General features: G+C 59.6%; 18 protein-coding genes. 4 read left to right on the forward strand and 14 right to left on the reverse strand.

The genetic code is table 11. The features are described 5' to 3' along the window. Positions 1-239: 239 nt before the first annotated feature. Complete coding sequence (locus OJ996_RS19925) at positions 240-1067, reverse strand: SDR family NAD(P)-dependent oxidoreductase (RefSeq protein WP_264515428.1); 828 nt, start codon at positions 1065-1067, stop codon at positions 240-242. 36 nt (positions 1068-1103) lie between these two features. Between OJ996_RS19925 and OJ996_RS19930 the strand changes: the two genes are divergently transcribed. Next, positions 1104-1313 carry a hypothetical protein gene (locus OJ996_RS19930; protein WP_264515429.1) on the forward strand — a complete coding sequence of 70 codons (210 nt, stop codon included), beginning with the start codon at positions 1104-1106 and terminating at the stop codon, positions 1311-1313. A gap of 148 nt (positions 1314-1461) precedes the next feature. Here OJ996_RS19930 and OJ996_RS19935 read toward each other — a convergent pair whose 3' ends face one another. Further along, the gene (locus tag OJ996_RS19935; RefSeq protein ID WP_264515430.1) at positions 1462-1758 is read right to left on the reverse strand and encodes a hypothetical protein; all 297 of its coding nucleotides are present in this window, start codon (positions 1756-1758) and stop codon (positions 1462-1464) included. 609 nt (positions 1759-2367) lie between these two features. Further along, positions 2368-2658 carry a hypothetical protein gene (locus OJ996_RS19940; protein WP_264515431.1) on the reverse strand — a complete coding sequence of 97 codons (291 nt, stop codon included), beginning with the start codon at positions 2656-2658 and terminating at the stop codon, positions 2368-2370. Between the two features lie 140 nt (positions 2659-2798). Here OJ996_RS19940 and OJ996_RS19945 point away from each other — a divergent pair, with 140 nt between their 5' ends. Continuing rightward, positions 2799-2990: a hypothetical protein gene (locus tag OJ996_RS19945; protein ID WP_264515432.1), complete on the forward strand. Its 192-nt coding sequence runs from the start codon at positions 2799-2801 to the stop codon at positions 2988-2990. Between the two features lie 204 nt (positions 2991-3194). Here OJ996_RS19945 and OJ996_RS19950 read toward each other — a convergent pair whose 3' ends face one another. The 4 genes from OJ996_RS19950 to OJ996_RS19965 all read right to left on the reverse strand — a co-directional run bounded on the left by OJ996_RS19950 (position 3195) and on the right by OJ996_RS19965 (position 7226). Next, positions 3195-3860, reverse strand: coding sequence for an EF-hand domain-containing protein (locus OJ996_RS19950; protein ID WP_264515433.1), 666 nt, complete (start codon positions 3858-3860; stop codon positions 3195-3197). Between the two features lie 222 nt (positions 3861-4082). Continuing rightward, positions 4083-4685: a GAF domain-containing protein gene (locus OJ996_RS19955; protein WP_264515434.1), complete on the reverse strand. Its 603-nt coding sequence runs from the start codon at positions 4683-4685 to the stop codon at positions 4083-4085. 158 nt (positions 4686-4843) lie between these two features. Beyond that, positions 4844-5314, reverse strand: a complete 471-nt coding sequence (locus tag OJ996_RS19960) for a GNAT family N-acetyltransferase (RefSeq protein WP_264515435.1) — start codon at positions 5312-5314, stop codon at positions 4844-4846. A 22-nt stretch (positions 5315-5336) separates the two neighbouring features. Continuing rightward, the gene (locus OJ996_RS19965) at positions 5337-7226 is read right to left on the reverse strand and encodes an FAD/NAD(P)-binding protein (RefSeq protein WP_319800705.1); all 1890 of its coding nucleotides are present in this window, start codon (positions 7224-7226) and stop codon (positions 5337-5339) included. A gap of 88 nt (positions 7227-7314) precedes the next feature. Between OJ996_RS19965 and OJ996_RS19970 the strand changes: the two genes are divergently transcribed. Continuing rightward, complete coding sequence (locus tag OJ996_RS19970) at positions 7315-7857, forward strand: MOSC domain-containing protein (RefSeq protein WP_264515437.1); 543 nt, start codon at positions 7315-7317, stop codon at positions 7855-7857. Positions 7858-7910: 53 nt separating this feature from the next. On the opposite strand, the gene OJ996_RS19975 is transcribed toward OJ996_RS19970, so the two are convergent. The 6 genes from OJ996_RS19975 to OJ996_RS20000 all read right to left on the reverse strand — a co-directional run bounded on the left by OJ996_RS19975 (position 7911) and on the right by OJ996_RS20000 (position 14845). Further along, on the reverse strand, positions 7911-8267 hold the full coding sequence (locus OJ996_RS19975; protein WP_264515438.1) for a hypothetical protein: 357 nt from the start codon (positions 8265-8267) through the stop codon (positions 7911-7913). Between the two features lie 9 nt (positions 8268-8276). Then, complete coding sequence (locus tag OJ996_RS19980; protein ID WP_264515439.1) at positions 8277-8840, reverse strand: HD domain-containing protein; 564 nt, start codon at positions 8838-8840, stop codon at positions 8277-8279. Next, a complete protein-coding gene (locus OJ996_RS19985; protein ID WP_264515440.1) occupies positions 8840-10039 on the reverse strand; it encodes a zinc-dependent alcohol dehydrogenase in 1200 nt (399 codons plus the stop codon). Before OJ996_RS19985 ends, OJ996_RS19980 begins: the two co-directional genes overlap by 1 nt. 22 nt (positions 10040-10061) lie before the next feature. Continuing rightward, positions 10062-10844 (reverse strand): alpha/beta hydrolase, encoded by a 783-nt coding sequence (locus tag OJ996_RS19990; protein WP_264515441.1) that lies wholly within the window; start codon positions 10842-10844, stop codon positions 10062-10064. A gap of 16 nt (positions 10845-10860) precedes the next feature. After that, positions 10861-12963 (reverse strand): catalase, encoded by a 2103-nt coding sequence (locus OJ996_RS19995; RefSeq protein ID WP_264515442.1) that lies wholly within the window; start codon positions 12961-12963, stop codon positions 10861-10863. 598 nt (positions 12964-13561) lie between these two features. Next, complete coding sequence (locus OJ996_RS20000) at positions 13562-14845, reverse strand: site-specific integrase (protein WP_264515443.1); 1284 nt, start codon at positions 14843-14845, stop codon at positions 13562-13564. Between the two features lie 319 nt (positions 14846-15164). Here OJ996_RS20000 and OJ996_RS20005 point away from each other — a divergent pair, with 319 nt between their 5' ends. Then, positions 15165-16373: an OmpA family protein gene (locus OJ996_RS20005; RefSeq protein ID WP_264515444.1), complete on the forward strand. Its 1209-nt coding sequence runs from the start codon at positions 15165-15167 to the stop codon at positions 16371-16373. A 47-nt stretch (positions 16374-16420) separates the two neighbouring features. On the opposite strand, the gene OJ996_RS20010 is transcribed toward OJ996_RS20005, so the two are convergent. Continuing rightward, positions 16421-21388, reverse strand: a complete 4968-nt coding sequence (locus tag OJ996_RS20010) for a LamG-like jellyroll fold domain-containing protein (RefSeq protein ID WP_264515445.1) — start codon at positions 21386-21388, stop codon at positions 16421-16423. Positions 21389-21813: the final 425 nt, after the last annotated feature.

Consider the following 21813-nt stretch of genomic DNA (forward strand, 5'->3'; position numbering starts at 1 on the left):
GATTACGGGATATTACTTCTTAGCTTCCTTGACGACGCTATGGATGGCATCGTGAAGCCAATCATCCTCTTGCTGGAGGGCTAGATGGAGTCCCACTTACCGCAAGACGCTGCGGATCTCAGTAAGTGAATATTCAGGATGGCGGACCTGAAACGAAGTTAAGAACGCAGCTTCCGCGCCGGAAGGGGCTGTTTCCGGCGGCGTTTCGTGAAGTGGTGAGGAGTCACTCATTGCAGAGATCAGGTTTGGTTCTCTTTGTCACCACGGGCGCGGGTTTGCTTCTCCGGCGGAACCTCTTGATACATGGCTTCGTTCAGCTTTGCCTGGGCGTGCTCGGTGAGCACGCGCCGGCCGGCCACGAGCGCCTTGTTCATCGCGCCGGGTATCACAAGGAGTTCACCTTCCATCACGCCTGAATAGCCTGCCTTGGCAACCTCCTGGGGTGCCATGAGATTACCCTTTTGGAATCCGACAACGCCGATCATGTCGGCCTTCGGGAAGAAGTCGGTATCCGTGGGGCCGGGGCAGAGAGCAGTAACTGATACCCCGGTGCCTTCCAGTTCGACCGACAGGCCCTCGCTATAGGAGAGCACAAAAGCCTTGGTGGAATGATACACGTTCAGCATCGGACCAGGCTCGAATCCGGCGACGGGCGCCGTATTCAGGATTCTCCCGCTCCCTTTCGCCAGCATCGGAGGGAGGAATAGCTTCGTCATGCGCAAAATCGCCTCGATGTTGAGACGGACCATCGAGATATCCTTGTGCAAAGGAATCTCCCAGCTTTTGCCTCGGAAGCCGTGGCCCGCATTGTTGACGAGAATGTCGACCTCGGTGCCCTCGCGTTGCAGTCGATAGAAGATGTCCTCGGCGGCATCCTCGTGTTCGAGATCCTTGGCTACAGACACAGCTGCTACTCCGAACTCAGCCGATATACGGTTGGTGAGAGCTCTCAATTCAGAAGCATCCGGCGCAACAAGCACCAGAGGATGACCGTGCGCGGCGAATTCGTGAGCAAGGTGGAGGCCGATGCCGCTGGTGCAGCCGGTAACGAGAGCGGTTTCTTTCATGGTGATCTCCCTTTCGCACCACGCGTGCCACGCGAGATGTCAGGTTTCCTCCTCTTCGTTCGCGATGGCAGCGGTATCGGGACGATCGAATTCGGATTCCTCGTCGGAGAAGTCGCTTATAGTATCGGTATCCGAAATTCGGGCAGAGGCCTCATAGTCATCAGCCACAGCTTCGCGCTCGGTAGCGGATGCTACTTCGGCCCCCTGATCCTCCGAGCCAACCCGGGTCTGCTCGGCGCGGGTTAGAGGTGTTGATGACTTGCCCGGCGGTAGAACCCTTCTCCTTATCTTCCGGTTTCATGCCGGTCATCTCGCAGAGCGGATGCCAAGAGTTTTCCGATCATGAGCCTCGGCGGCTTGGGAACGGCCGCTTGTGAGTCTTTCATGAAGCGCATTACGCAGCTGCAGAATGCAAATCGAGACGGCTGGACTGCTTAGCGCTCGCCTTCCGCATCCGGTCGGTCGCCTCCTGCGGTGGGAGCTCCGTGCGGATTTCCACCGGCATTGCTCCCGGCACCGACGTGATCGCCGGAGCTTGGTCGTTGACCTCCGACCACTCCATTACCGCTTCGCGTTTCGGAGTCTCCAGTGGCTTGAGCTCCCTGCGGGATTCTTTGTCCTGTTGGTTGCGTCCGCTGATCTCCGGGGGGCTGGCGGTAAGGACTGTCGGCCCGCAAGGGAGGATAGTCATCATCACAGCCGCAAAGGAGTAAGGACGGAAGGAGTAGCAGTTTCTTGATCATTCGACTCCGCTCGCACGCCTCATGCCAGAGAGTTCGTTCCCGCTGGAGCCTAAGCGTATTCCTTAGATCCGGGGAAGCGGACGGTTTTGCAGCCGGTTTCGGAGTCACCTCTGCTATATAGGAGGAATGCACGCTTCGGTCACAAGCTTCATCATGGGAGCCACCAGGTTGGGAGCCCGGCCGAGAACGACTCAATCAGCAATTTTCTTCGATCGGCTCGCCTTGGAGATCATACCCTCCGTTAAAGCGAATGAGCCGACAACCCTGGAGCTGATTTGGCCCTGCAGCGAGCACGGCTATGATGTTTACGCGGCACTGCTTTACTCGGCTATTCTCGGACCGGAGTGTCACTTCAGTGATTTCATGACATCTGCCTGCGCGAGGATGTCGGGTGGGTGCGGATATTCTGAATCTCAAGGCGATTGGGCCGTGAGAATGTATAGCCGCCGGGATCACTTTTGTCTCATGTTTATGGATATGGGATCCTTCGACTCACGGGGCCACAGTTCCCGTAGATCCACCTAGGCGGCCGAGGCGGAGAACCTTGATTCCTCGTATCATGCCTGTCCGCCCAAGGCGGCGAAGTCGTCGCGCCAATCGCGATCAAACTTCGCTTGGTAGTCGCCCGGATGGAGGGCTCCGTAATCTTCGGTGAATGCGTCCACCGACTCTTTTGCCAAGCTAAGCGACGATCCTTCGCCATCATCAAACACCAGCAAACCATCCCGCGAATTGCTCCTAAGCCATAAGCGCAAGTGCTCCGCAATCGTGAGATCATCGTTGGCCTTGGGTGCGACCGGTTCTGCCAAAGTTTGCTGATCGGAAAGTTCCCTGTTTCTATCGCTCATAGGGGACTTGTCTTGCAGGACGCGTTCCTCAATCGACTGGAGTGCTGCTCCGTGACTAAATCGGGGAAAACGCGCTTTGACTTTCGCCACCCCAGTGCGACCGCTGCGTCGCTTCCAAAATTCACGGAAGCCCTCTCAAAATGAAAACCGCCTACTTCCTTGCTGCTGCAGTCGCGTTCACTTTCGCCGCCTGCGAAAAAAACGATACCGTTAAGGACAAGATCAATGATGGACTCGACCGCCGTCCCGCCGAAGGCATCCAAGATGCCGGCGAGGACATCAAGGGCGCCGCCAAGGATGTGAAGGAAGACGTGAAGGACGCTACGAAATAATCCTCTCGATTCGGCAATTGCGCACGAGGCCGACGTCCCGCTAGGGAGTCGGCCTTTCGCTTCTCGGATTCCAGCGCGTATCGAGTCGCGCACCCGAAGGGACCGCCCAATCCGAAACCGAAATGCCCGCCGCGGCTTAGCGCGGCGGGCATATGCCCATTTGAGCGAGAACGACCGCCATCCGTAGCGGAGTCTCCAAGCAAATCAGTTGTTCCGAACTCCCGGATTCCACTCGCTGGTGGTCAGGAAGCCATCCGAGTTCGCGTCGAAGCGGGTAAACTTCGTCTGGATCTTGGTCTCAGAAGCGCCCTGGGCGAAGAAGTACCCGAACTCGGTCAGGTTCACCTGCGCATTGGCGTCAAAGTCCGCGAGGACGTAGATCGAGTCCGTGTTGGGAGAGGTCTGACCACGGCGGAGAGAGTTGTATTCCTGCAGACTCACCGAGCCGTCCAAATTCACATCCGAGCGCAGAAAGTTCCGGCGGATATTAACGTAGGACGTGCGCGCACCGTAGGTGCTGACAAATTCATCCCAGCTAAGCGTACCGCTCAAGGAGAGGTCGCTTTGATAGAAAGCCGTCTCGATCTTGTTCTGCGGCTGGATTGCGCCGCGGAAGATCAGGAACTCGTTCACTTGGATCGCCGCATCCCGATTGTAGTCGGCACGGCGAAAAGACTTCGCTTGGGCGCGGACACTCAGTCCCGCCTCGAGCGTGGTGTTAAACTCGGTGGTGCTGAGGCCGCCCGAGAGGTTCACATCGGCAAGGACGAAGGCCGAGGTATCAAGGCTACCGGCCAGAGAGGTTCCTGCGGCGACGAAGGACATGGCGAAACCCGCGAGGGCTGCTTTTGCGTGTGAGGATGTTTTCATGGTCGTCGCCCCTCAAGCAATTTGAATACCCGACGTCAGGAAGGCGCGAACGCCTACATGCTACATGATTCTCCCAAGCATATCCTCTTGCAGCGCTTTCTGAAGCAGTGCGTTGTGCTTTGCACACATGCAGGATGCGATCCCCAAGCATTTTAACGTCGTCATGCTCAAATGCGTAGCGCCCTGAAGTAATGCTGCTGTCACCGGAGGCTCAGCGTTTGCTCAGTTCGGACCAGGAAGGCTTTTCAGCAGCTCCCTCAAAGCGTCGCTTTCGCTTAGAATGCGGAATGACGAGGCCGCAAAGTCGCTCAGATTTTCAAGCAAGCGGCGATCTTCGGCATCGAACTTCTGACCGGGCTTGTGAATCACAGCCCAGACAGTTCCTACCGGCTTTCCGTTCATGTAAAAGGGCACAAGCAGCACTTCCTCAAGCGCGGGCTTGATCGGAGCCAAATAGGTGAAGTAGCGTTGAGGCTGACGAAAGAGAACCGGCGCATCGCGGTCCAGCACCGTGCCGCAAGGGCCAAAATCGGCGGGCGTCCCGGCGCCGACGTAGCGCGCCAAGCCACCGGTGACGGCCGGCCAAACGAAGATTCCCCGCGATTCGTCCAGCAGGCTGATCCCTGCCGATTCGGCATTGGAGAATTTCAGCACCGCTGCCACAATTTCCGGAAACAGGCTCTCCGGGGCTTTGGCGAGTTCCTGCACCAACTCAAGGAATGCAGCTGTCTCGGCCGCCTCATCAATTGGCCGCGACGGCCTCGCATCCAGCTGATCGGTAGCGATCACAATTTCCAATTCGCAGCCGGGGGAACTGTTGATCATAGGGCGGGCCCACTTTTGGATTAGATCCGCATTTTCGCAAGTGGCGATGCGATCCTTCGCTCTTGCTGATTCTCCGCGCCCCACGGCGCGGTGCAATGGAGATCCCCTGCCCATGCCCTGCAGTCGAAGCCTCGCTCGCCAATGGAGTATTTGTTCGGCTACCCATCTGCCATGAGAGCCGGATGCCAGTGAAATCGCAGCTTGATGCGGGAGCCTCGCTTCAAGTGAGGATCGCCGGGCGGAACCGAGATCTCCTCGCCCTGATTGCCCGTCAATCTCTCAAGCGTCCGGCGGGACGCGTGATTCTCTGGATCGCAGGTCAGAACCAGAGGCGAGCCAATGGTATGGGCAAAAGGAGCGAGGGCTTGGCAGGCCAGTAATGCAAACCCATGCCCGCGACACCGCTTGCGGATGCCGAAACCGACGTGACCCACGACCCTCCGTATGTGCTCGCTATCCCCCACCCGCAGGTTGATGTGCCCGACATCCTTGAGCGCGGAGAGAATCCGGAAATGGTAGTAAGGCGCGAGATGCTTGCCCACCGGGACGACCGCCTTGGCGAAGCGAAGGGCAAGAGGACCCGAGTGCAGTGCCTGCGGCGGCGGAGGTGGCAACGGAGGCGCAGGCATGAGAACAAAGGGGGGTAGAAGATCACTTCTGATGATCTTCGCCGATCTTATCGTAGACCCGGGTGTAGTCGGCGACATCGGCCTTTACCGGGTGACCCTTTTCAAGTTCCTCCAGCCATGCTTGGACCACAATGGCGCTGGTGTCGCTGCATGCCTGAAGGCCGTAAGAATAGGGTCGGAAACCGGTGGTGTGAGGAAAGGAGATCTCGTGAATCCGGGGGCTCGATTCGCCATTACGAGCGACCAAGCGGTAGGCGCCATCGACGCCCACGCCACCCACATGATACATTATCTCGCCTTCTCTTTGGAGCAGATGCTCCCTCTTATCTGCATCCAAAGACTTTGCGACTTCGGGATCCACGAACGGAACCCGGGCACGGCTTGCCGTGTGTGTGCTCACCAAGCCGGGAAAGGGGTATTCATCAAGTTCCAAGGGCTTCTGCCCGCTACAATCGACAAACATCCGGTAGTTCGTTCCGGCACCCTCCCCTTCCCCGTCTTCGATCACCCCCGTGGTGTAGCCGCCGTGAGGATCCTTGCCGGTGACCTTGGCCTTCCCCGGTTCGAGTGCGAGCTTACCGGCATCGTAGAGAGCCAGCAGAGTCTCTGCGGATGAAAGCGGCATAGCCGCAATGACGTTCATTTGAAAAGGCAGGACTACCTCCTGAAGCGTGAGGTGATCTTCCGCAGGCATCAGTTCGGCATGGAAGTTCAGCGTATACATGAGGTCATCGATGAGTTCCTTCCAATGGATCGGCCGATGACCGATCACCGACCTGCGTGCCTCCTGCATCTCGCGGCGCATGCCCTCGAATGCGTTTGCATAGTCGTGCCGGGTGGTCATCTCCTCGACGAAGTCGCGAAGACCGAAGGACGGTTCGGATAGCTTGGAGACCAACTCCGGCATCCGGTCACGCTCAAAGGCTTGGATCAAATGCGGCCTGCAAACGTGGTCAAAGTAGGTATCGATGCGGAGAAAGCCTTCGGCGTCCAAGAGGTCGAGTAGTTCTCTCCTCCGAACGTGACGGTAAATCTCACGCATGGCCTCCACCTGATCGAACTGCAGGTGCGGTAGCAGGCCCTGCGCCGAGTGCATGACCACCTTAAACTCCTCTGTCCCCGGCGAGGGGTGGTAGATCATCGCGCCCCCCGGAGCTTGTTCGAATGTCCCATGGCGATGGGCGAGGGATGCAATCACATCGAAGGCGCTCAGGGAGGCGCCCAAGGTGCCGACAGCAAAGTCAAACTTCTCCCCGGCGCGAGGGAGCAGCTTCGAGATCGGCCAAGGCGAAGCAAAGTAGCCAGCAGGTACGCAATCTTGATCCGGCCAGCGGTGACCAGTGGCTAACACCACCCGGTGGAAGGCTTCCTCTTTCCCATCCGCCGTAACGACTAGAACACTTTTTTCCCTTGGCAGATCCTTCACGTCGATGACCTCCAACCCTGGGCGTTCGCGGACATCAATTCCCTGTTCACCGAGCTTGCCCACGATCAAGCGATACTGGGACTGCAAGTAGCGGCCCAAGGCGATACGCGGGTAGATCGCGTCATCCTTGATCGCGAGGTCGCCAATACCAAGCTCCAGCAGCGTCGAGGAATCCTGCGCGCGAAGCCAGTCCGCGAAGGTTTCCACGAGAGCCGGGATCTCTTCCGAGGAGATGTTCGACATGTTGTGGCGGTCCGACATCTGCGGGCTGTAGGGCATGCCCACGCCGAGGATGGAGGCCTTTTCAATGACGGTGACTGTCGCAAGGGATCGCTGCAACACCCCGGAATTTTGCAAAATGTGTCGTAGGAGGTAGATCGCCGAAGGACCGCTTCCGACGATGGCGAGGGACTGGCATGGATTCATGGAGGACGTGGTTAAAACTTGGCCTGATGGAGCGTCAGTCGGTTCTTGGCATCTTTGCATGTGCAAGACGTTTGACCGCCACGCAAGCGGTTCTACGGTTCAGGCTGATACCTTCTGCGCGCCCATGGAATTCGAACCGCACTGCCAAATGGATCAAGCCGAACGGACCTCGCACTGCGGGAGTTCCTCTGCCGTGGCAGCGGTGCCGGCATGGACGGGACGCCTTGTGAAGATCTACATCTCCAAGGGCCACGACTACTGGGGCAGAAGCGGAGAGGGTCGGCTCCAAAGCGGCATCGATGAGCTGAAAGAAATCGAATGTGTCGCTGGCATGGGACTGCGGGGAGACCGCTACTTCGGAACCAAGCCCGGCTTTAAAGGCCAAGTCACGTTTTTCGATCAGAAGGTGGTCGATGAGATGCGGCAGCAATTCAAGCTCGCGAAGCTGCCCGCTTCGGTCTTCCGACGTAATCTCATCGTAAGCGGAGTTGATCTGAGCGAATGGCTGGGGAAGCGCTTCTGCTTTCAAAACATCGAGTTCGAGGGGGCTCAGGAATGCCATCCTTGCCACTGGATGGACCGGGTTGTCGGACCGGGCGCTGCCGGGTTCATGAAGGAAGGATTCCGCGGTGGCTTGCGTGCCAGAATTCACGGCAACGGGTTCTTGAGCGTGCAACCTCATGGTGGGTGAAACAGGCATTTTAGTGGAGGCTTCAGACCATTACTCACGCCCTTGTCCTGAACTCAGTTGGGATCGGGCGAAATGATCGAATCATTGACATCGTTAAAATATTCCGTATCCGAAGCGAATTCCCGGGGAACTCTCAACGCAGGATGGTGGTAGCCACCCATACCCCGGGTCCATATTACATATTGGGAGGAGGTAGGAAAGATTGCTACCACCGTGTCGGCACCCTCCTCCGGCGGATGAGGTATGCCTACCTGAGCAAGATACTCGCAGTCGTCCCTGCGATAACGCAGAGCGAAAAGGAGAGCGGGAGTGACGGGCTGGCCGATGTCTTCAGCGCATACTCGCGCAAGGGCTCCGTGTACTTCGGTCGCGAGTTTTGGATTATCGATGCCGGGTACGAAGAATTTCATGCCGTCTTGCTACTGGGGATTGTGAAGCGATGAGAGTGCCTCAATCGCATCCCGAAGCGCAGCTGATGCGCGCTGGATTTCCGGCTCCGCCGAAGTCGCCAAGGCAAGTGCCTTGTGTGCCGACTTAAGGCGCTCGGCGAGATACTCAGGAGGTCCATTAAGATGATCGAGGGCGTCCGCCATCTTTACTAGACGCGCTTGCCACGGTGATGCAGCAAGCCGTTGCCAGTAGATCTTTTTCTCATCCGGGGAAGTCTTGGAAAGATACTCCACCCAAGAAGCGACATTCGCGCCCATGGCTATCGCCATACCTTCCCGATTCACCTTGGTCTTCTCAAGCACATCGTGAAGCAGTGCGGTGGCCAAGACCTCCTGATCATGGCAGCCGAAGACCGCCGAAACGATGAGAGCGACACGCGAGGGATGAGCGAAGTAGGGCATCCCGGATCCGGGGGGCGTTTGACCGTCGTGGGCCTCCGCCGCCACCGCCGCCGCGTATTGCCAAAGGAACGCGGCTGGCGAGAGAGATAGCAGCGGAGTGGGTAACATGGCGTAGAATTTCTTGGCTTTCATCATGCAGGCACCTGCGCGGTGTCCATGCCGGGCTTGATGACGACCTTGATACAGCCGTCTTCCTTTTTTCGAAACTTCTCGTAGGCATCAGGCGCAGCTTCGAGAGGGATGCGGTGGGTAATCACGAACGAGGGGTCGATCTTGCCTCCGTCGATCATCTCCAGCAGCGGGCCCAGATATTTCTGCACGTGGGTCTGGCCGGATTTCACCGTGAGCCCCTTACCCACCAGCGCGCCGACGGGGATCTTATCAAGAAGACCGAAATAGACACCCGGAATGGAGAGCGTTCCACCCTTGCGACAGGCCATGATGGCCTGTCGCAGCGCATGCGGCCGGTCCATGGATAGTTTCAGTGCCTGCTTCGCGCGATCAACTACGGCATCCAATGAGCCTGTCCCGTGGGCCTCCGCACCGACGGCATCGATGCAACGGTCCGGCCCTCTTCCACCGGTCATTTCGATAAGGCGATTGTGGATGTCCTCCTCCTGGAAGTTTAGAACTTCCGCGCGGCCGTGGACACGAGCCATTTCCAAGCGCTCGGGGACGTGATCGATGGCGATGACACGTGCCGCACCGAACATCCATGCGCATTGGATGGTGAACTGACCCACCGGCCCGCAACCCCACACGGCCACGGTATCTCCGGCTTCTATGCCGGCATTCTCGGCCGCCTGATAACCCGTAGGGAAGATATCGGAAAGGAACAGCACCTGCTCATCGCTGAGGCCAGAATCGATCTTGATTGGGCCAACATCCGCATGTGGCACCCGCAGGAACTCGGCCTGCCCGCCGGGATAGCGCCCCATCATCCCCGAGTAACCGAAGAGCCCCGCACCCGCTTGGCCCATCGCGGCCTTCTGGAGATCTGCGCCGGGGTTGGTGGTATCACAAGCGGAGAAGAGCTGCTTCTGGCAGAAGAAGCAGCATCCGCAGGCAATGACGAAGGGAACCACCACACGGTCGCCCTTCTTGAATTTCTTAACCTCCCCGCCCACTTCGACAACGATACCCATCGGCTCATGGCCTATGATGTCCCCCTCCTCCATCGTGGGTGTGAGGCCGTCGTAGAGATGGAGGTCCGAGCCGCAGATGCCACTCGCTGTGATCTGAATGATGATGTCCTTCGGATCCAAGATTGCGGGATCGGGAACGCGATCGACGCGCACGTCTCCCACGCCATGCCAACAAAGTGCTTTCATATGATTTTTTTGTTCGAGGGGTTCAAGCGCGGATGGCGGAGAGATGGCCTTCCAACCAATTCGAGACGGAGACCGCGACCTCGTCCCAGCCGGGCTCACCGCAGATGAAGTGCCCGCGGCCGTTGAATTCCTTGTATTCGTGGTGCGAGCGCTCGTCCTCGTAGGCGTGTGCGTTCCGCCTCACCAAGGGCGCAGGGATAATCTCGTCCTTCTCCGCACCGATAAGAAGCAGGGGATTGTGCGGAAGGGAGAGATCGATCTCACCATCGGATCCCAGGATATCGCGCATCACTTGCCGGCTCTCATGGACTGCATAAGCCTCCCACGCGGCATCGCTATCGGTGCGGCTGAGCGCATTGGCGAAGTTCCGGTGGAATAGTTCCGGCGTCATTTCGTAGGGATCATTACCTGCGAAAGGATTGGTGATGGAGGCGCTGTTGCGCAGGAACCCCCAATCCAGCGCGAGCATCTTGTTTGGCGCCACCGAGGCGATGCCCACCGCTGCGCGGACCAGGCCATCTGCCAACAGCTTCTGCGCAACCAGACCGCCGAGAGAGTGGCCGATCACTACCGGCGGCTCGGGCTCCGCGGCTGCGAGCGTATGAAAGTGGCCATAGACCTCGGCCAAAGTCAGGTTGCCGAGCCCGGCGGGGATGTTCGCGCGGATATCGGACGGCTCGCCCTCGTGAAGTGGCCATGCGGGGGCAAGGGCTTCGAAGCCCGTGGCCTCGAAGAACGAGACCCACTCTCGCCAGCTCTTGGGGTTTTGGAACATTCCATGGATGAAGATGATTTTCGAATTCATGAGTTGATCTGGAGGGTCAGCCGATGCTGCGGAGGGTTGGCTCGCGATCCCAGCGGCGGCCTTGTTTGGCACTGCGAACAAACGTCTTTCCGGGATTCGCCCCCGCGAGGAGCACTGTGCCGTCATCGGGTTCGACACCAGCGGCCTCCATCAGCGCCGTGGCCTCCGGTGAATAGCCGATAACCTTCAGGTGCCCGAATGCGTCGCGGACCCAATTCACCGCCGCAGCCTCTCGCACCAAGTCCCCGATCGCTTTCTCCGAGGCCAGGATAACGACGGTATCGAAGAGCACGGACGGGGCACCGGAGAGGGAATGGTGGACCGCAATCGCCGATCCATTGGAAGCGGTAACTCCGCCGATCTTCGGCGCGATCAATTCGACCGCGGCTTTTTCATTCGAGAAGGCGGCTAGCAGCGCCTGGAGTGTTGAGGCATCTGTTCCCTCGGTAACTAGGATCCCGGCTTTGCGACCCTTCAGAGTTTGGGGGTCCTTAGCGATCATGCTGAGTGAGGGCGAAAGCGCGAGATCGCGCGGGGCGACCGCTGCTTGAATCTTTACGCTCTCCTTCACGGACATGCCCAGGGCGTCGGCCACGGTCTGCTGCAAGACCGGATCAATGAGCGCGAGATGACCGAGCATACGCTGCCGGATCCCGACAATCTCTACCTTTGCCAGTTCGAACGCGAGCGCGCTCGCGATATGGTTCTGCTCCGGCACTGTCATCGAGCGATAGAAGAGGCGGGCTTGGGAATAGTGATCGGCGAACGTATCCGAACGCTTGCGAATCTTCTCACCCGTCTCTGCCTCGGGGTGAGTGCGGAAGCCGTGCATGGGACACTCGCGCGGAGCCGAGGGCGGAGAAATCTGGCTGGGCTCATAGGCGACACGGCCCTTGTGAACGTGCATCTGGCGCAGTCCATCTCGCTGGTTGTTCGCGAAGGGGCAGCGGGGCGCATTCACTGGAATCTGGTGGAAGTTCGGGCCGCCCAAGCGGCTCAGCTGTGTATCCAAGTAGGAGAAGAGCCGACCTTGGAGCAGGGGGTCATCCGAAAAACCGATCCCGGGAACGATATGGCTGGGGCAATAAGCGACCTGCTCGGTTTCGGCGAAGTGGTTGTCGGGATTTCGATTGAGCACCATCTTGCCCAGCATCCGAATGGGGATGATCTCTTCCGGAATCAGCTTAGTGGGATCGAGCAGATCGAAGTCGAGATCCGCTGCTTGGCCTTCTTCGATCACTTGAACGCCGAGCTCCCACTCCGGAAAGTCGCCGCGTTCGATCGCCTCCCACAGATCACGGCGATGGAAGTCAGGGTCCGCACCACTGATCTTTACCGCCTCATCCCAAACGACGGCGGCGCTGCCGATGGTGGGTCGCCAATGGAACTTTACGAAACGGCTGACGCCCTTCGCCGTGATGAAGCGGAAGGTGTGTACGCCGAAGCCCTCGATCATCCGCAGAGAGCGCGGGATGGCGCGATCGGACATGGCCCACATGATCATGTGCATGCTTTCCGGCGTCAGAGAGATGAAGTCCCAGAAGGTCGCGTGGGCGGACGCGGCTTGGGGAAAGCCGCGATCCGGCTCCATCTTCACGGCGTGAACCACATCCGGGAATTTCATCGCATCCTGGATGAAGAAGACCGGGATATTGTTGCCCACGAGATCGAAGTTTCCCTCCTCGGTGTAGAACTTCACGGCAAAGCCCCGCACGTCGCGAGGCAGATCAACGGACCCGGCGCCGCCGGCCACGGTGGAGAAGCGGACAAAGACCTCGGTTATCTTCTTCGGATCTTGGAGAAAACCCGCCGAGGTGATATCCGCGGCGGATTCATAGGGCTGGAAGTAGCCATGTGCGCCGGATCCCCGCGCATGCACGATGCGCTCGGGGATGCGCTCATGGTCGAAATGCGTGATCTTCTCGCGCAGGATGAAGTCCTCTAGCAGCAGCGGGCCGCGCACTCCCGCCTTCAAGGAATTCTGATTGTCAGCAATCGGCAAGCCTTGGTTGGTGGTCAGATGAGGCTCGCCATCAACCGCGACTTGGTGCAACTCGGCGGGAAGCTTTGTGGGTTTGGCATCTGACGATGGTGCTGGAGGAGATTTTTTGGCGGACATGGCGGATAAGCGCCACGATGAGATTGCGACCCGTGGCGCCGTTCCTTCGCACGCCATATGCCCGACCTCCTGCTCGGGCTTAGCCCCACTAGATCGGGGACCTGAGATCCCGCTCATCACCTCAAGCTATTCAATTTGCCCGGTGACCGCGCATTGTGCGTTATCACAACACGTCACGCCCAGAACTGCTTCTAAGCGATCTGCTTAGAAGCTACCCGGATCCTAAAAACATCTCGCATTTGAAAGGCTCCCCGGGCCTACAATGACGGGTGACTTTCGAGATTTACCGTGACACGAAGCAGCTCTATCGATGGCGGCTCGTCAAAATCGATACGGGAGTCACCCTCGCGGAGTCTGCGAGCGGGTTTCCCCAGATGGTTGTGTGTGAGGCTTCAATCGACTTGGTGAAGTCCATCGGACGATCAACTCCGATCCGGTTTCTCACAGAGTCGGAGGTTAAAGAGGTCCGAGAATAGGGTGTAAGATTGCAGAAGCCTTACCCCCGGTTTACCCACTCATTTTGCGGAGAAGATCTCGTCGGGCATTTCTCCGCTACCCGCAGCGAAGCCATTTCTCCGGTCACCAAGATGGCTTCTTCTCAGATTACCCTTAAGGACGCTTCTGTTTGCCCTCGTGATTGTCTGAACATCGCTCGACGTCTGACCCGGTCATGACCGATTCGAAAGAATTTCTCTCCGTCTTCCCGAGGGTGAACATTCAGGTAGTGACGTTTCACGATGCTCTCGCTGTTTCCCGCCTGCAGGGCAGCATCACCGATGCTGCGGTGGAGGGCTACATGGTAAGAAATAAAGCTGTGACGCGGTTCGTCGTGGGTCAGCTCGAAATGCTTTCGAACCATTTTGGCCAGGCGATCGTAGTTCTTTGGCAACAGGCTCCCCGGGAAAGCCTCCAACCATTCCGCAAGGTTAGGCGCGATCGAAACCTGCCGGTCATGTCTTGTTTTCGAAACATTTGCCGGGACGGTTATCGTCGACGTCTTGAGGTTCACCAATGCAGACCGTCTCGACGCCATACGCTTCAATTCTTCGGGGCGGATGCCCGAGAAATAAAGCATCGCGAAAGGGGGAATCATTACTCCCTGGCGCCAGCGCGAGAGTACAGAGAAGAGGCGAAGCACTTTCTCCGGATTTGTGGTGATGGGAGTATCACCTTGCTGTTCCCTGACTTGGCGGGCCGCGAACACCCGGATCCCCGAAACCGGATTCTCGAATGAAAAGGGTCGATTGCTGGGCTTGTCGGGAATAACGCACCAGCTGAAGAAAGCGTTCAGCTCGTTCCGATAGTTGTTCCAAGTTTTTTTGGTAGCTCGGTCGGTGCCGTTTCTTGCCCGGAGCCCACGTAGGAAAGCTTCCACCTGGCCCGCTGTGGATTCATGCACCCAAGGATTATCCGCAGCGGTCAAGAACTGGCTCAAAACGCTCGCAATGGCCTTCAAAGACCGGGGCCTGAGTCCGTCATGCTCCTTATCGTCGATATAAAGGGTGATGGCATCCCCCAGCCTTATCGTAAACTCGGGTGGCCGATGGTGGCGGAGGAAGAAGGTAACAGCATCGGTGAGGGTGTATGTGCTTCCAAGCCGATCAAATGCGGCCAGAGCCTCCTCATGCTGGTCATCGCTGAGTGGAGAGAGAACCATCCGCTGCGCCCGACCTTGGTTTTCAAGCTGGACTCGCAGTTCTGCCGCAAACGTCTCGGCCTTCTTTCGATCCTTGAATCGCTTCCGCTGCCACTTTCCATTTTCCTGCCAGCCTTGGACCAAGTGAAAGACATAGCCCTGAGCATCGACTTTCGAAACAATCGTGATCCCCGTGGAGGCAGTCTTGCTGGCCACGGTGCGCGTTCGTTTTGCTTTCCTGCTCATAGATGCATCGGAACGGCATGCGATGGCACTTGCAAGCTTCTATTGCATGGTGAGGCGCATGGAAATCTCCGAATTCCCGTTCTACAAGCATTGCGCTTCAGGCTCATAACCTGAAGGTCGTAGGTTCAAATCCTACTCCCGCCACCACTTGAAGGGCCGGATCTCACAAGGATCCGGCCCTTCGCCTTTTCCCGGGTGGCCGGGGCATTGTGCATCGGCGAGGGCACGGGCATGCACGGTGGCACTTTGAGTGGCCGCTTGCTTCCGTTTGCTTATCAAGCTTTTGGGATCCGGCACGCCACGAGCGATAGGCCATGGCATGAAGGCGACATCGATTTCCCGACTCTGCATCATTCTCTCCGCCGCCAGCCTCGCGGTGGCATCGGCGCAAGAACCCGCGAACCCCGATTCAAAGCCGCTGACGGATGAATCGATCAAGGCTTCTCCGGATGCCAGCAAGGTGAAGGACGCGAGCCGAGATCTCGCCAATCCGGAATCGCGGATCACCGAGCCCTTGGAGCGCGAGCTCAAGAGCGGCGAGGAAGAGGTGGTTACTGATGGACCCTCCGCCTTCGAAAGTGAGACGGCAGTCCGCGAGGCAACCACTGCAGCAGAGGCTGCGGTGCGGCAGAGCAAGCTGAACATCGCCAATGCGGATGAGGCCCGCACGATCCTTGAAGGCATCATCGGCGGGGATGGTGAAATCTCCCGCGCCGAACAGGCGCGCGGCAAGAGCCTCAGTGAGGAGGCGTCATCTGTAGCCGCCATCGTCCCGGACGAAATGCGCGAGGAAGCGAAGATCTACGTGCAGGACTACCTTCGCGGGCAAGTGACCGCGGACCGTAAGGTGCCGACCTTCTTCGGGACCTCTCTGGACCAAGAGAGCAGCGATCGGGCAGCTCTCTCCTTCGAGAACGGGAAGCGCTTCTTCCAATCCGGCAAGCGTTCCGTCCACTTCTACTCCAAGACTTCGGTGCCAGCCGTGCTGCTGGCGAATGCCACGCTCGGGAATGTGGAGCTGAACACCGCTGTTCAAGCGGCGAAGATCATGCCCGTCCCCGAGGAAAGGATCGCCGCACTTCCGGGCGGTTATCGCTCCGTGGATGCGTGGGTGATCTCTTACCCGGTGAATACGGAAGGCATGTTCAGCACCGACAAGATCAGCTTCCGTCCGAGTTCGACTCAGTTCGCGGATACGCTTTCCAAGGACATGATTGCCGTGCTGGCCGAGGCGATGAAGAATCCCTCCTTCGAAGGCCAACGCTTCGTGATCGAATCCCACACGCCGGTGGATGGGGAGTTCGAGCAGAACCAGATCCTCTCGCAGGAGCGGGCCGAGGCGATCGCCCGGGCACTCATTCGTGAAGGCGTGCCGATGGAACAGTTGATCCCGGTGGGCTATGGTGAAGCGGAAGCGCAGCATGCGCAGACAGCCGCTCCCGCCCAGCGACTGACCGACCGGCGGACGATCATCTTCCGTCTGGGCGAAAACAAGCTGGCCCAGCCAGAGCAAACGCTTTCCGAGTAAATCACGATCAAATCAAAAGGGGCCGGTTCTCACCGGCCCCTTTCTTTTCAAGGACGCGTGATCTCGAGCCGGAGGAACTGCTTCGGCTCATCTCCGATCGGCAGCAAGGAGCGGACCTTCACCGTTTCGGTTCCGTTCAGATTATCCTGCGGATAGCCCGCGACCATCACCGCTTGATTCCACGGTCCATCGGCCAAGTTGATTGTAGTACGATGGTGATAGGAGATCCCGGCGATCGCCGGCTTGGGCCTTGTATAGGTCGAGGTGAGGTAGAGCTGGCCTTCGATCAACTCCACCTCCTCTGAGGGTAGGCGGGTGGCATCCATGGCATTCGGGAGACCACCGAGGGCGGCTTCCATCAGCACGCTCAGCCCGTCGGCATCGCCGTCCGCATCGTCCTGCGCATTCGGTTGCTGCGCGGCGGCCAGGCTCCCGAAGACCGCGGTCTTCCACTGATTCATCGGCGAATCCTGCAGGGTGATCTGCGCGCTGGATGCGGCCCCGGCGACATACTTCTCCGCATCATGCAGCGCTAGGGTCACGGTCAGCGGACCGGTCGGCGTGCCGCGGTCCACCCCGGCCAAGGTCAGGGTGGCATTCTCCTGCCCTGCGGGAATCACGAAGGCGGTCGGCAGAGGCGCCAAGGTGTAGTCGATCCGCGGCAGCGCCTGATTGCTGCCGTAGCTCACCGAAAGCCCCACTTGCAGGGCCTCCGTCGTGGGCCCGCTGCGGGTCACCCTGAAGGTGCCGGTATTCGCGGTGCCGCGCTGGGCCGTGGCATCCGTGGCTGCGAGAGTGACCACGCTGCTCTGCGATCCCAGGAGGGACAGCTCGGAAGGATCCAAGGCACGTCCGTAGACACGGATCTCATCGAGATAACCTTTGAAGTGATCGACCGCGGGAGCATTCGTGGTTTTGGTCCCGATGTTCAGGGCATTGCTTGTCGTGGGAATCGCACCGCTCGCCGCGACCGTCCCCACGATCTGACCATTCACGTAGAGCCGCATCTCGGTGCCGTCGTAGGTGCCCGCGATATGGGACCATTGTTCGACCGGCGGGAGGTCCACCTCGATCCGACCACGGGTCGCGATCTCCCAGACCAGCGAGCCATTCTCCGCGAGGAGGCGATACTGGTTGTCGTTGTTGCCCTTCTGAACCAAGCGACGGTTGCCGTTCCATTCCAAGGGATAGGCCCAAGCCATCACCGAGATCGCGGCGGTCGGGTTAAAGCCGCTATTCGGCACCACCAATCCCTGATTCTGAACGCCGGTGAATTCGAGCGCGCCGCCGAACTTCCCGTCCGGCTCCCACAGTGGCAGTGGGGCATTCAAGGTGCCCGTGCGGCCGTTGCCGGAACTATCCGCAGCCGTGGTGCCGCTGCCCTCTTCCAGCCGCCACCAGCCGAGGAGTGCCTGAGCCACCGCATTCCCGCTGATGGCGAAGGTGGTCACCGGCTCGCTGGGATCGTTCGAAGGGATCGAAACCGTCGCGCTCTTCGGCCCCGCACTCGAGGGGCTGAAGTTGATCTGGAAGGTGGTGCCGCCCGGACCGGCAAGCCACGCCGACGGCTGCGCCACGATGCTGAACGAAGAAGCTCCCGCTCCGGAGATCGAGATGTGCGGCGCGCCGCCCAGCATGAGCGGGGCATTGCCCAGATTCTCCAGCGTGAAGGTGCGCGAGATCGCAGGACCGCCCGGATCAGCCATGCCGAAGTCGGTGCCATCCGAGTAATCCGTCACGAGATCGCCGCTCTGGATGATGCGGCCATTTCCCGTGATGCGGATCTCCGAGGCCGGAGGGCCGATATCGGTGGTGGCGAAGGCGGTGTTCGAGTAGCCGGAGTAGACGAAGTCACCGAAGGCGGCGACGCGATAGTAGTTCGCCGAGAAAGGATCCGCGGTGGTATCCGTGTAGGTCGTCTCGCCGGGACCGGTCACGCCGATGGCGGTGAAATTGATGCTATCCAGCGAGCGCTCGATCGAGAAGCCGGCCTCATTGTCCGATTGATCGGCCCAGGCGAGTTCCACCTCCGTATTCGAAAGCGCGGTGGCGACCAGACCTGAGGGCGGCAGCACCGTCTCGGGCTCGATCGACTGGATCCACGCGGCGAGCATGGCCACACCTTCCTCATCCACGCGGTTCTTCGCCAGCGGCGGCATCTGCTTGTCGCCCACGGTATTCACCCGCGTGTGCAGGATCGAGCGGGCCAGATCCTGCGGCACGATCACGCGGGCATCGGGATCGCCGAGGTTGTCCACCACCGGACCGTACATGATCCCCTGATCAACGAAGGGCGTCTCGAAGCGGCCATCCCACAACGCCTGCACGCCATCGGGGCGATGGCAGTAGGAGCAGTTCGCATCAATGTAAGAGCGGGCACGATCCTGCAACGAGGCGCTGGTATCGTTGTGGTGCACCAGCTTTTCCAGTGTGGGAATCTCGGCCTCCGCCGGGGCATCATCGAAGAGTCCGACATGACCCCAGGCGCGGAGCTGGTTGTCCGTCACACCACCGGGGAAGAGCATCTCCTTGTTGAACTGCCGCGTGCTGGGCCCAAGCACTCCACCGGCCTGCGGATTGTGGCAGCGCAGGCAATCCTGACGGCTCGGGTAGTACCACGGCTGGCGGCGGCTATCGACATGGAACTTCGCCACCGTGACCGGCGAGGCGGTGTGCGCCGTGACCGCGAGGCCGAAGAAGAGCGTGTCCGGCAGATCCAGCGTGGTGCGGGAGTACTCCGCCCAGGTGAAGCCATCCGAACTGCAGAAGGCGATAAAGGTATCCCCTTCCCGCTTCATGCGCAGCCAGGTGTCCGGGTAGTTCACGCGCGGCTGCGGATCCGCGGGATAGAGCGCCACGGCACCGCCGCCGGTGTTCGCGCGGTACTGGAACTCATAGCCGCCGTCGTTGTTGTTGCGCGCGGCATTGCTGGGGAAGACCAGCGCCATCACATGGCGCGCATTCGCCGCGAGCGTATCGCGAACCATGAGACCGGTCTTGGTATAAAGGTCCGCCTGCACCACGGACTCGATTCGCACGGAGACATCGAAGTCGCCGGTGCGCTGCTGGTGGGCGAAGTGGAATTGATCGCTCGTCCCCCAGATGTCCGTGCCGCCCGCGGTGATGGTGATGACGCTGCCATCCCGCACGGTGGAGCCTGCCAAGGCAGGGCTGCCGATATCCTGGCTGGTGAAGGAGCCCACCGGAGCGGTCGCGATCGGGATGCTTTCGGTGAGTCCGGCATCCAGCAGATCCGCATCGCTCTGGTCCGCACGCCACTTGTAGGTGGCGCCATACACATTGCCATCCGGCTGTTTCACGATCACGCGTGTCTCGAGGCGGCGCTTCGCATTCGGGTCCACGTCGCTGGAGGGGAAGTCGAAGTGCTTCACTAGCACGCTGCCGCTCGGGAAGTTCCACTGCCCGCTCGGCTCGAAGCCCACCGTGCTATTGTTCGGCACGGCGGCGAAGCGGGTCTTGATCGCCCCGTCCGACCAGAAGGGCGCATTCAGCGCGTAGGGGATCAGGCGCTCGCTCGGCGTGAGCGTGGCGAGATTACTGAAAAGACCGGTGGCGCTCAGGGTGCCGGGCAGCGGCGTGCCGGGAGCCGGGCCACCACGGTTCAGCTTGTAGATCTTCCCCTGCGTGGTGCCCATCTGGCAGAGGTAGAGCTCGTTGTTCGCATCCACGCCGAAGGACGAGAGGCCGCGGTAATCGTTGCCGGAGTTGTCCCCCTGGCCATCGGGCATCTGGGCGAGGAAGACCTTGGTGGCGGGCACGGTGGATTCATCGAGGTACCAGACAAAGCCGGTCATGTTATCGCCGAAGATGTATTTGCCATTCAGCTCCGGGAACTCGCTGCCGCGGTAGACATAGCCGCCGACGACGCAACTCCCGACGCCCTCGCTATGGCGGTAGTCGATGATCGGACGCTTGTTGGTGCCGATGAAGGGCGCGGTCAGGTCGCCGTTGTTGCCCTCGATGTCGTTCCACTGGAAATTCAGCCCGGGAGGGTCGCTCGGCTCGATCACGCTGATCTCTTCCCGTGAACCCTGACCCACATCACCGATGAAGATGCGGCCGGTCACCGGATCGATGGTCATGCGGTGGGGACTGCGCAGGCCGAGCGCGTAGATTTCCTCCAGAGCATTAGGCTGGCCCACGAAGGGATTGTCATTCGGCACGTAGTAGCGCGGCCAGGTCGGGCTTACCTCGTTCGCCGGGCGCTTGGTCGGGGCGTGGCTGATGCTGCCGCCGCGCAGGTCGGTATCGATGCGGATCACGCAGGAGAAGAGCGAGAGATCGATGCGCTGCGTGTGCAGGCCGCCGTTCTGGTCATCCCCGTTCGTCATGTAGAGGAAGCCATTCTGCGGGTGGAAGAACAGGCCGCCGCCATTGTGCCAGACGGTGCCGTCCTTCTGGTCGATCACGACGTATTCGCCTGCTTGGGTGGTCTGATAGTTCGTATCCAGAATGAAGCGGGAGAGCCGGTTGCGGGTGGGAGTGGCGGTGGGCGGGCGGTTCTCGGAATCGCCGATCACCGGGCCGAGGTCCCCGGTGCCGCCGACTTGGCCGCCGCGCCAGTTGTACCAGATCCACATCTGACGGTTGTTGGCGAAGTCCGGATGCAGGGCCAGGCCGAGCATGCCGGAGTCATCCCAGCCTTGGGTATTGGCGGAAAGGTCGATCACCAGCGTCTTCGTGCTGACGGTGGGATTGTTCTCGAAGCTCCAGATCTTGCCCTCGCGTTCCCACACGATCAGGCGGTTCGTGCCGGGAATCGCGGTAAGCCCGACCGGACAGACGAAGCTTAGATTCGGAAAGGCCTGTATGGTCGACCAGTTGGCCGGGATCGACGGCGCTTCCTCCGGGAAGGTGCCGTCGTAGAAGGCATCCACATCCGGGCGCTCGGTCAGGCCGTAGCCTTGGGCGTGGGAGCGGGAGCTGAGGAGGAGCAGGGCCGGAAGCAGAAGCACGGCGGCTGCTGCCAATCGCAGGAAGTGGATTGGATTCATGTGGGCGGCGGGGCGGCTGGATGCCTGTTGGGTTTTTGCGGACGCCACGAACCGGAGCCTCGGGCTTCCGTAGATCACTCACCGAAAGACTCCCCGCTTCGCCATGGCGGGAGGACTTGTCGGAGAATCTTGGGAACAAGAAGACAGGGGCAGGGAAATGGGCCGACGGGAAACGTCCGGCAGGGGGCTCCGGGTTTAGTGCATGCTTATGTGACAATCTCGCCCCCTAGGCCAGCCAAGAAGCTATGCGTTTTGCATCCTGCGACTCCGGTTCATGCAATCTTTCAAACGCCAAGCACCGTTCTTACAGACCCACACACCATGCATTAACCATTGGAATCAAACAAGTCACAGCACGATAGAAACCTGAGGCACATGCCATGCTCGACTAAAAGAGGACAACCCCAAATCCCATGAAGACGAGT

The sequence above is a fragment of the Luteolibacter rhizosphaerae genome (assembly GCF_025950095.1).
Classification (GTDB): Bacteria; Verrucomicrobiota; Verrucomicrobiia; order Verrucomicrobiales; family Akkermansiaceae; genus Haloferula; species Haloferula rhizosphaerae.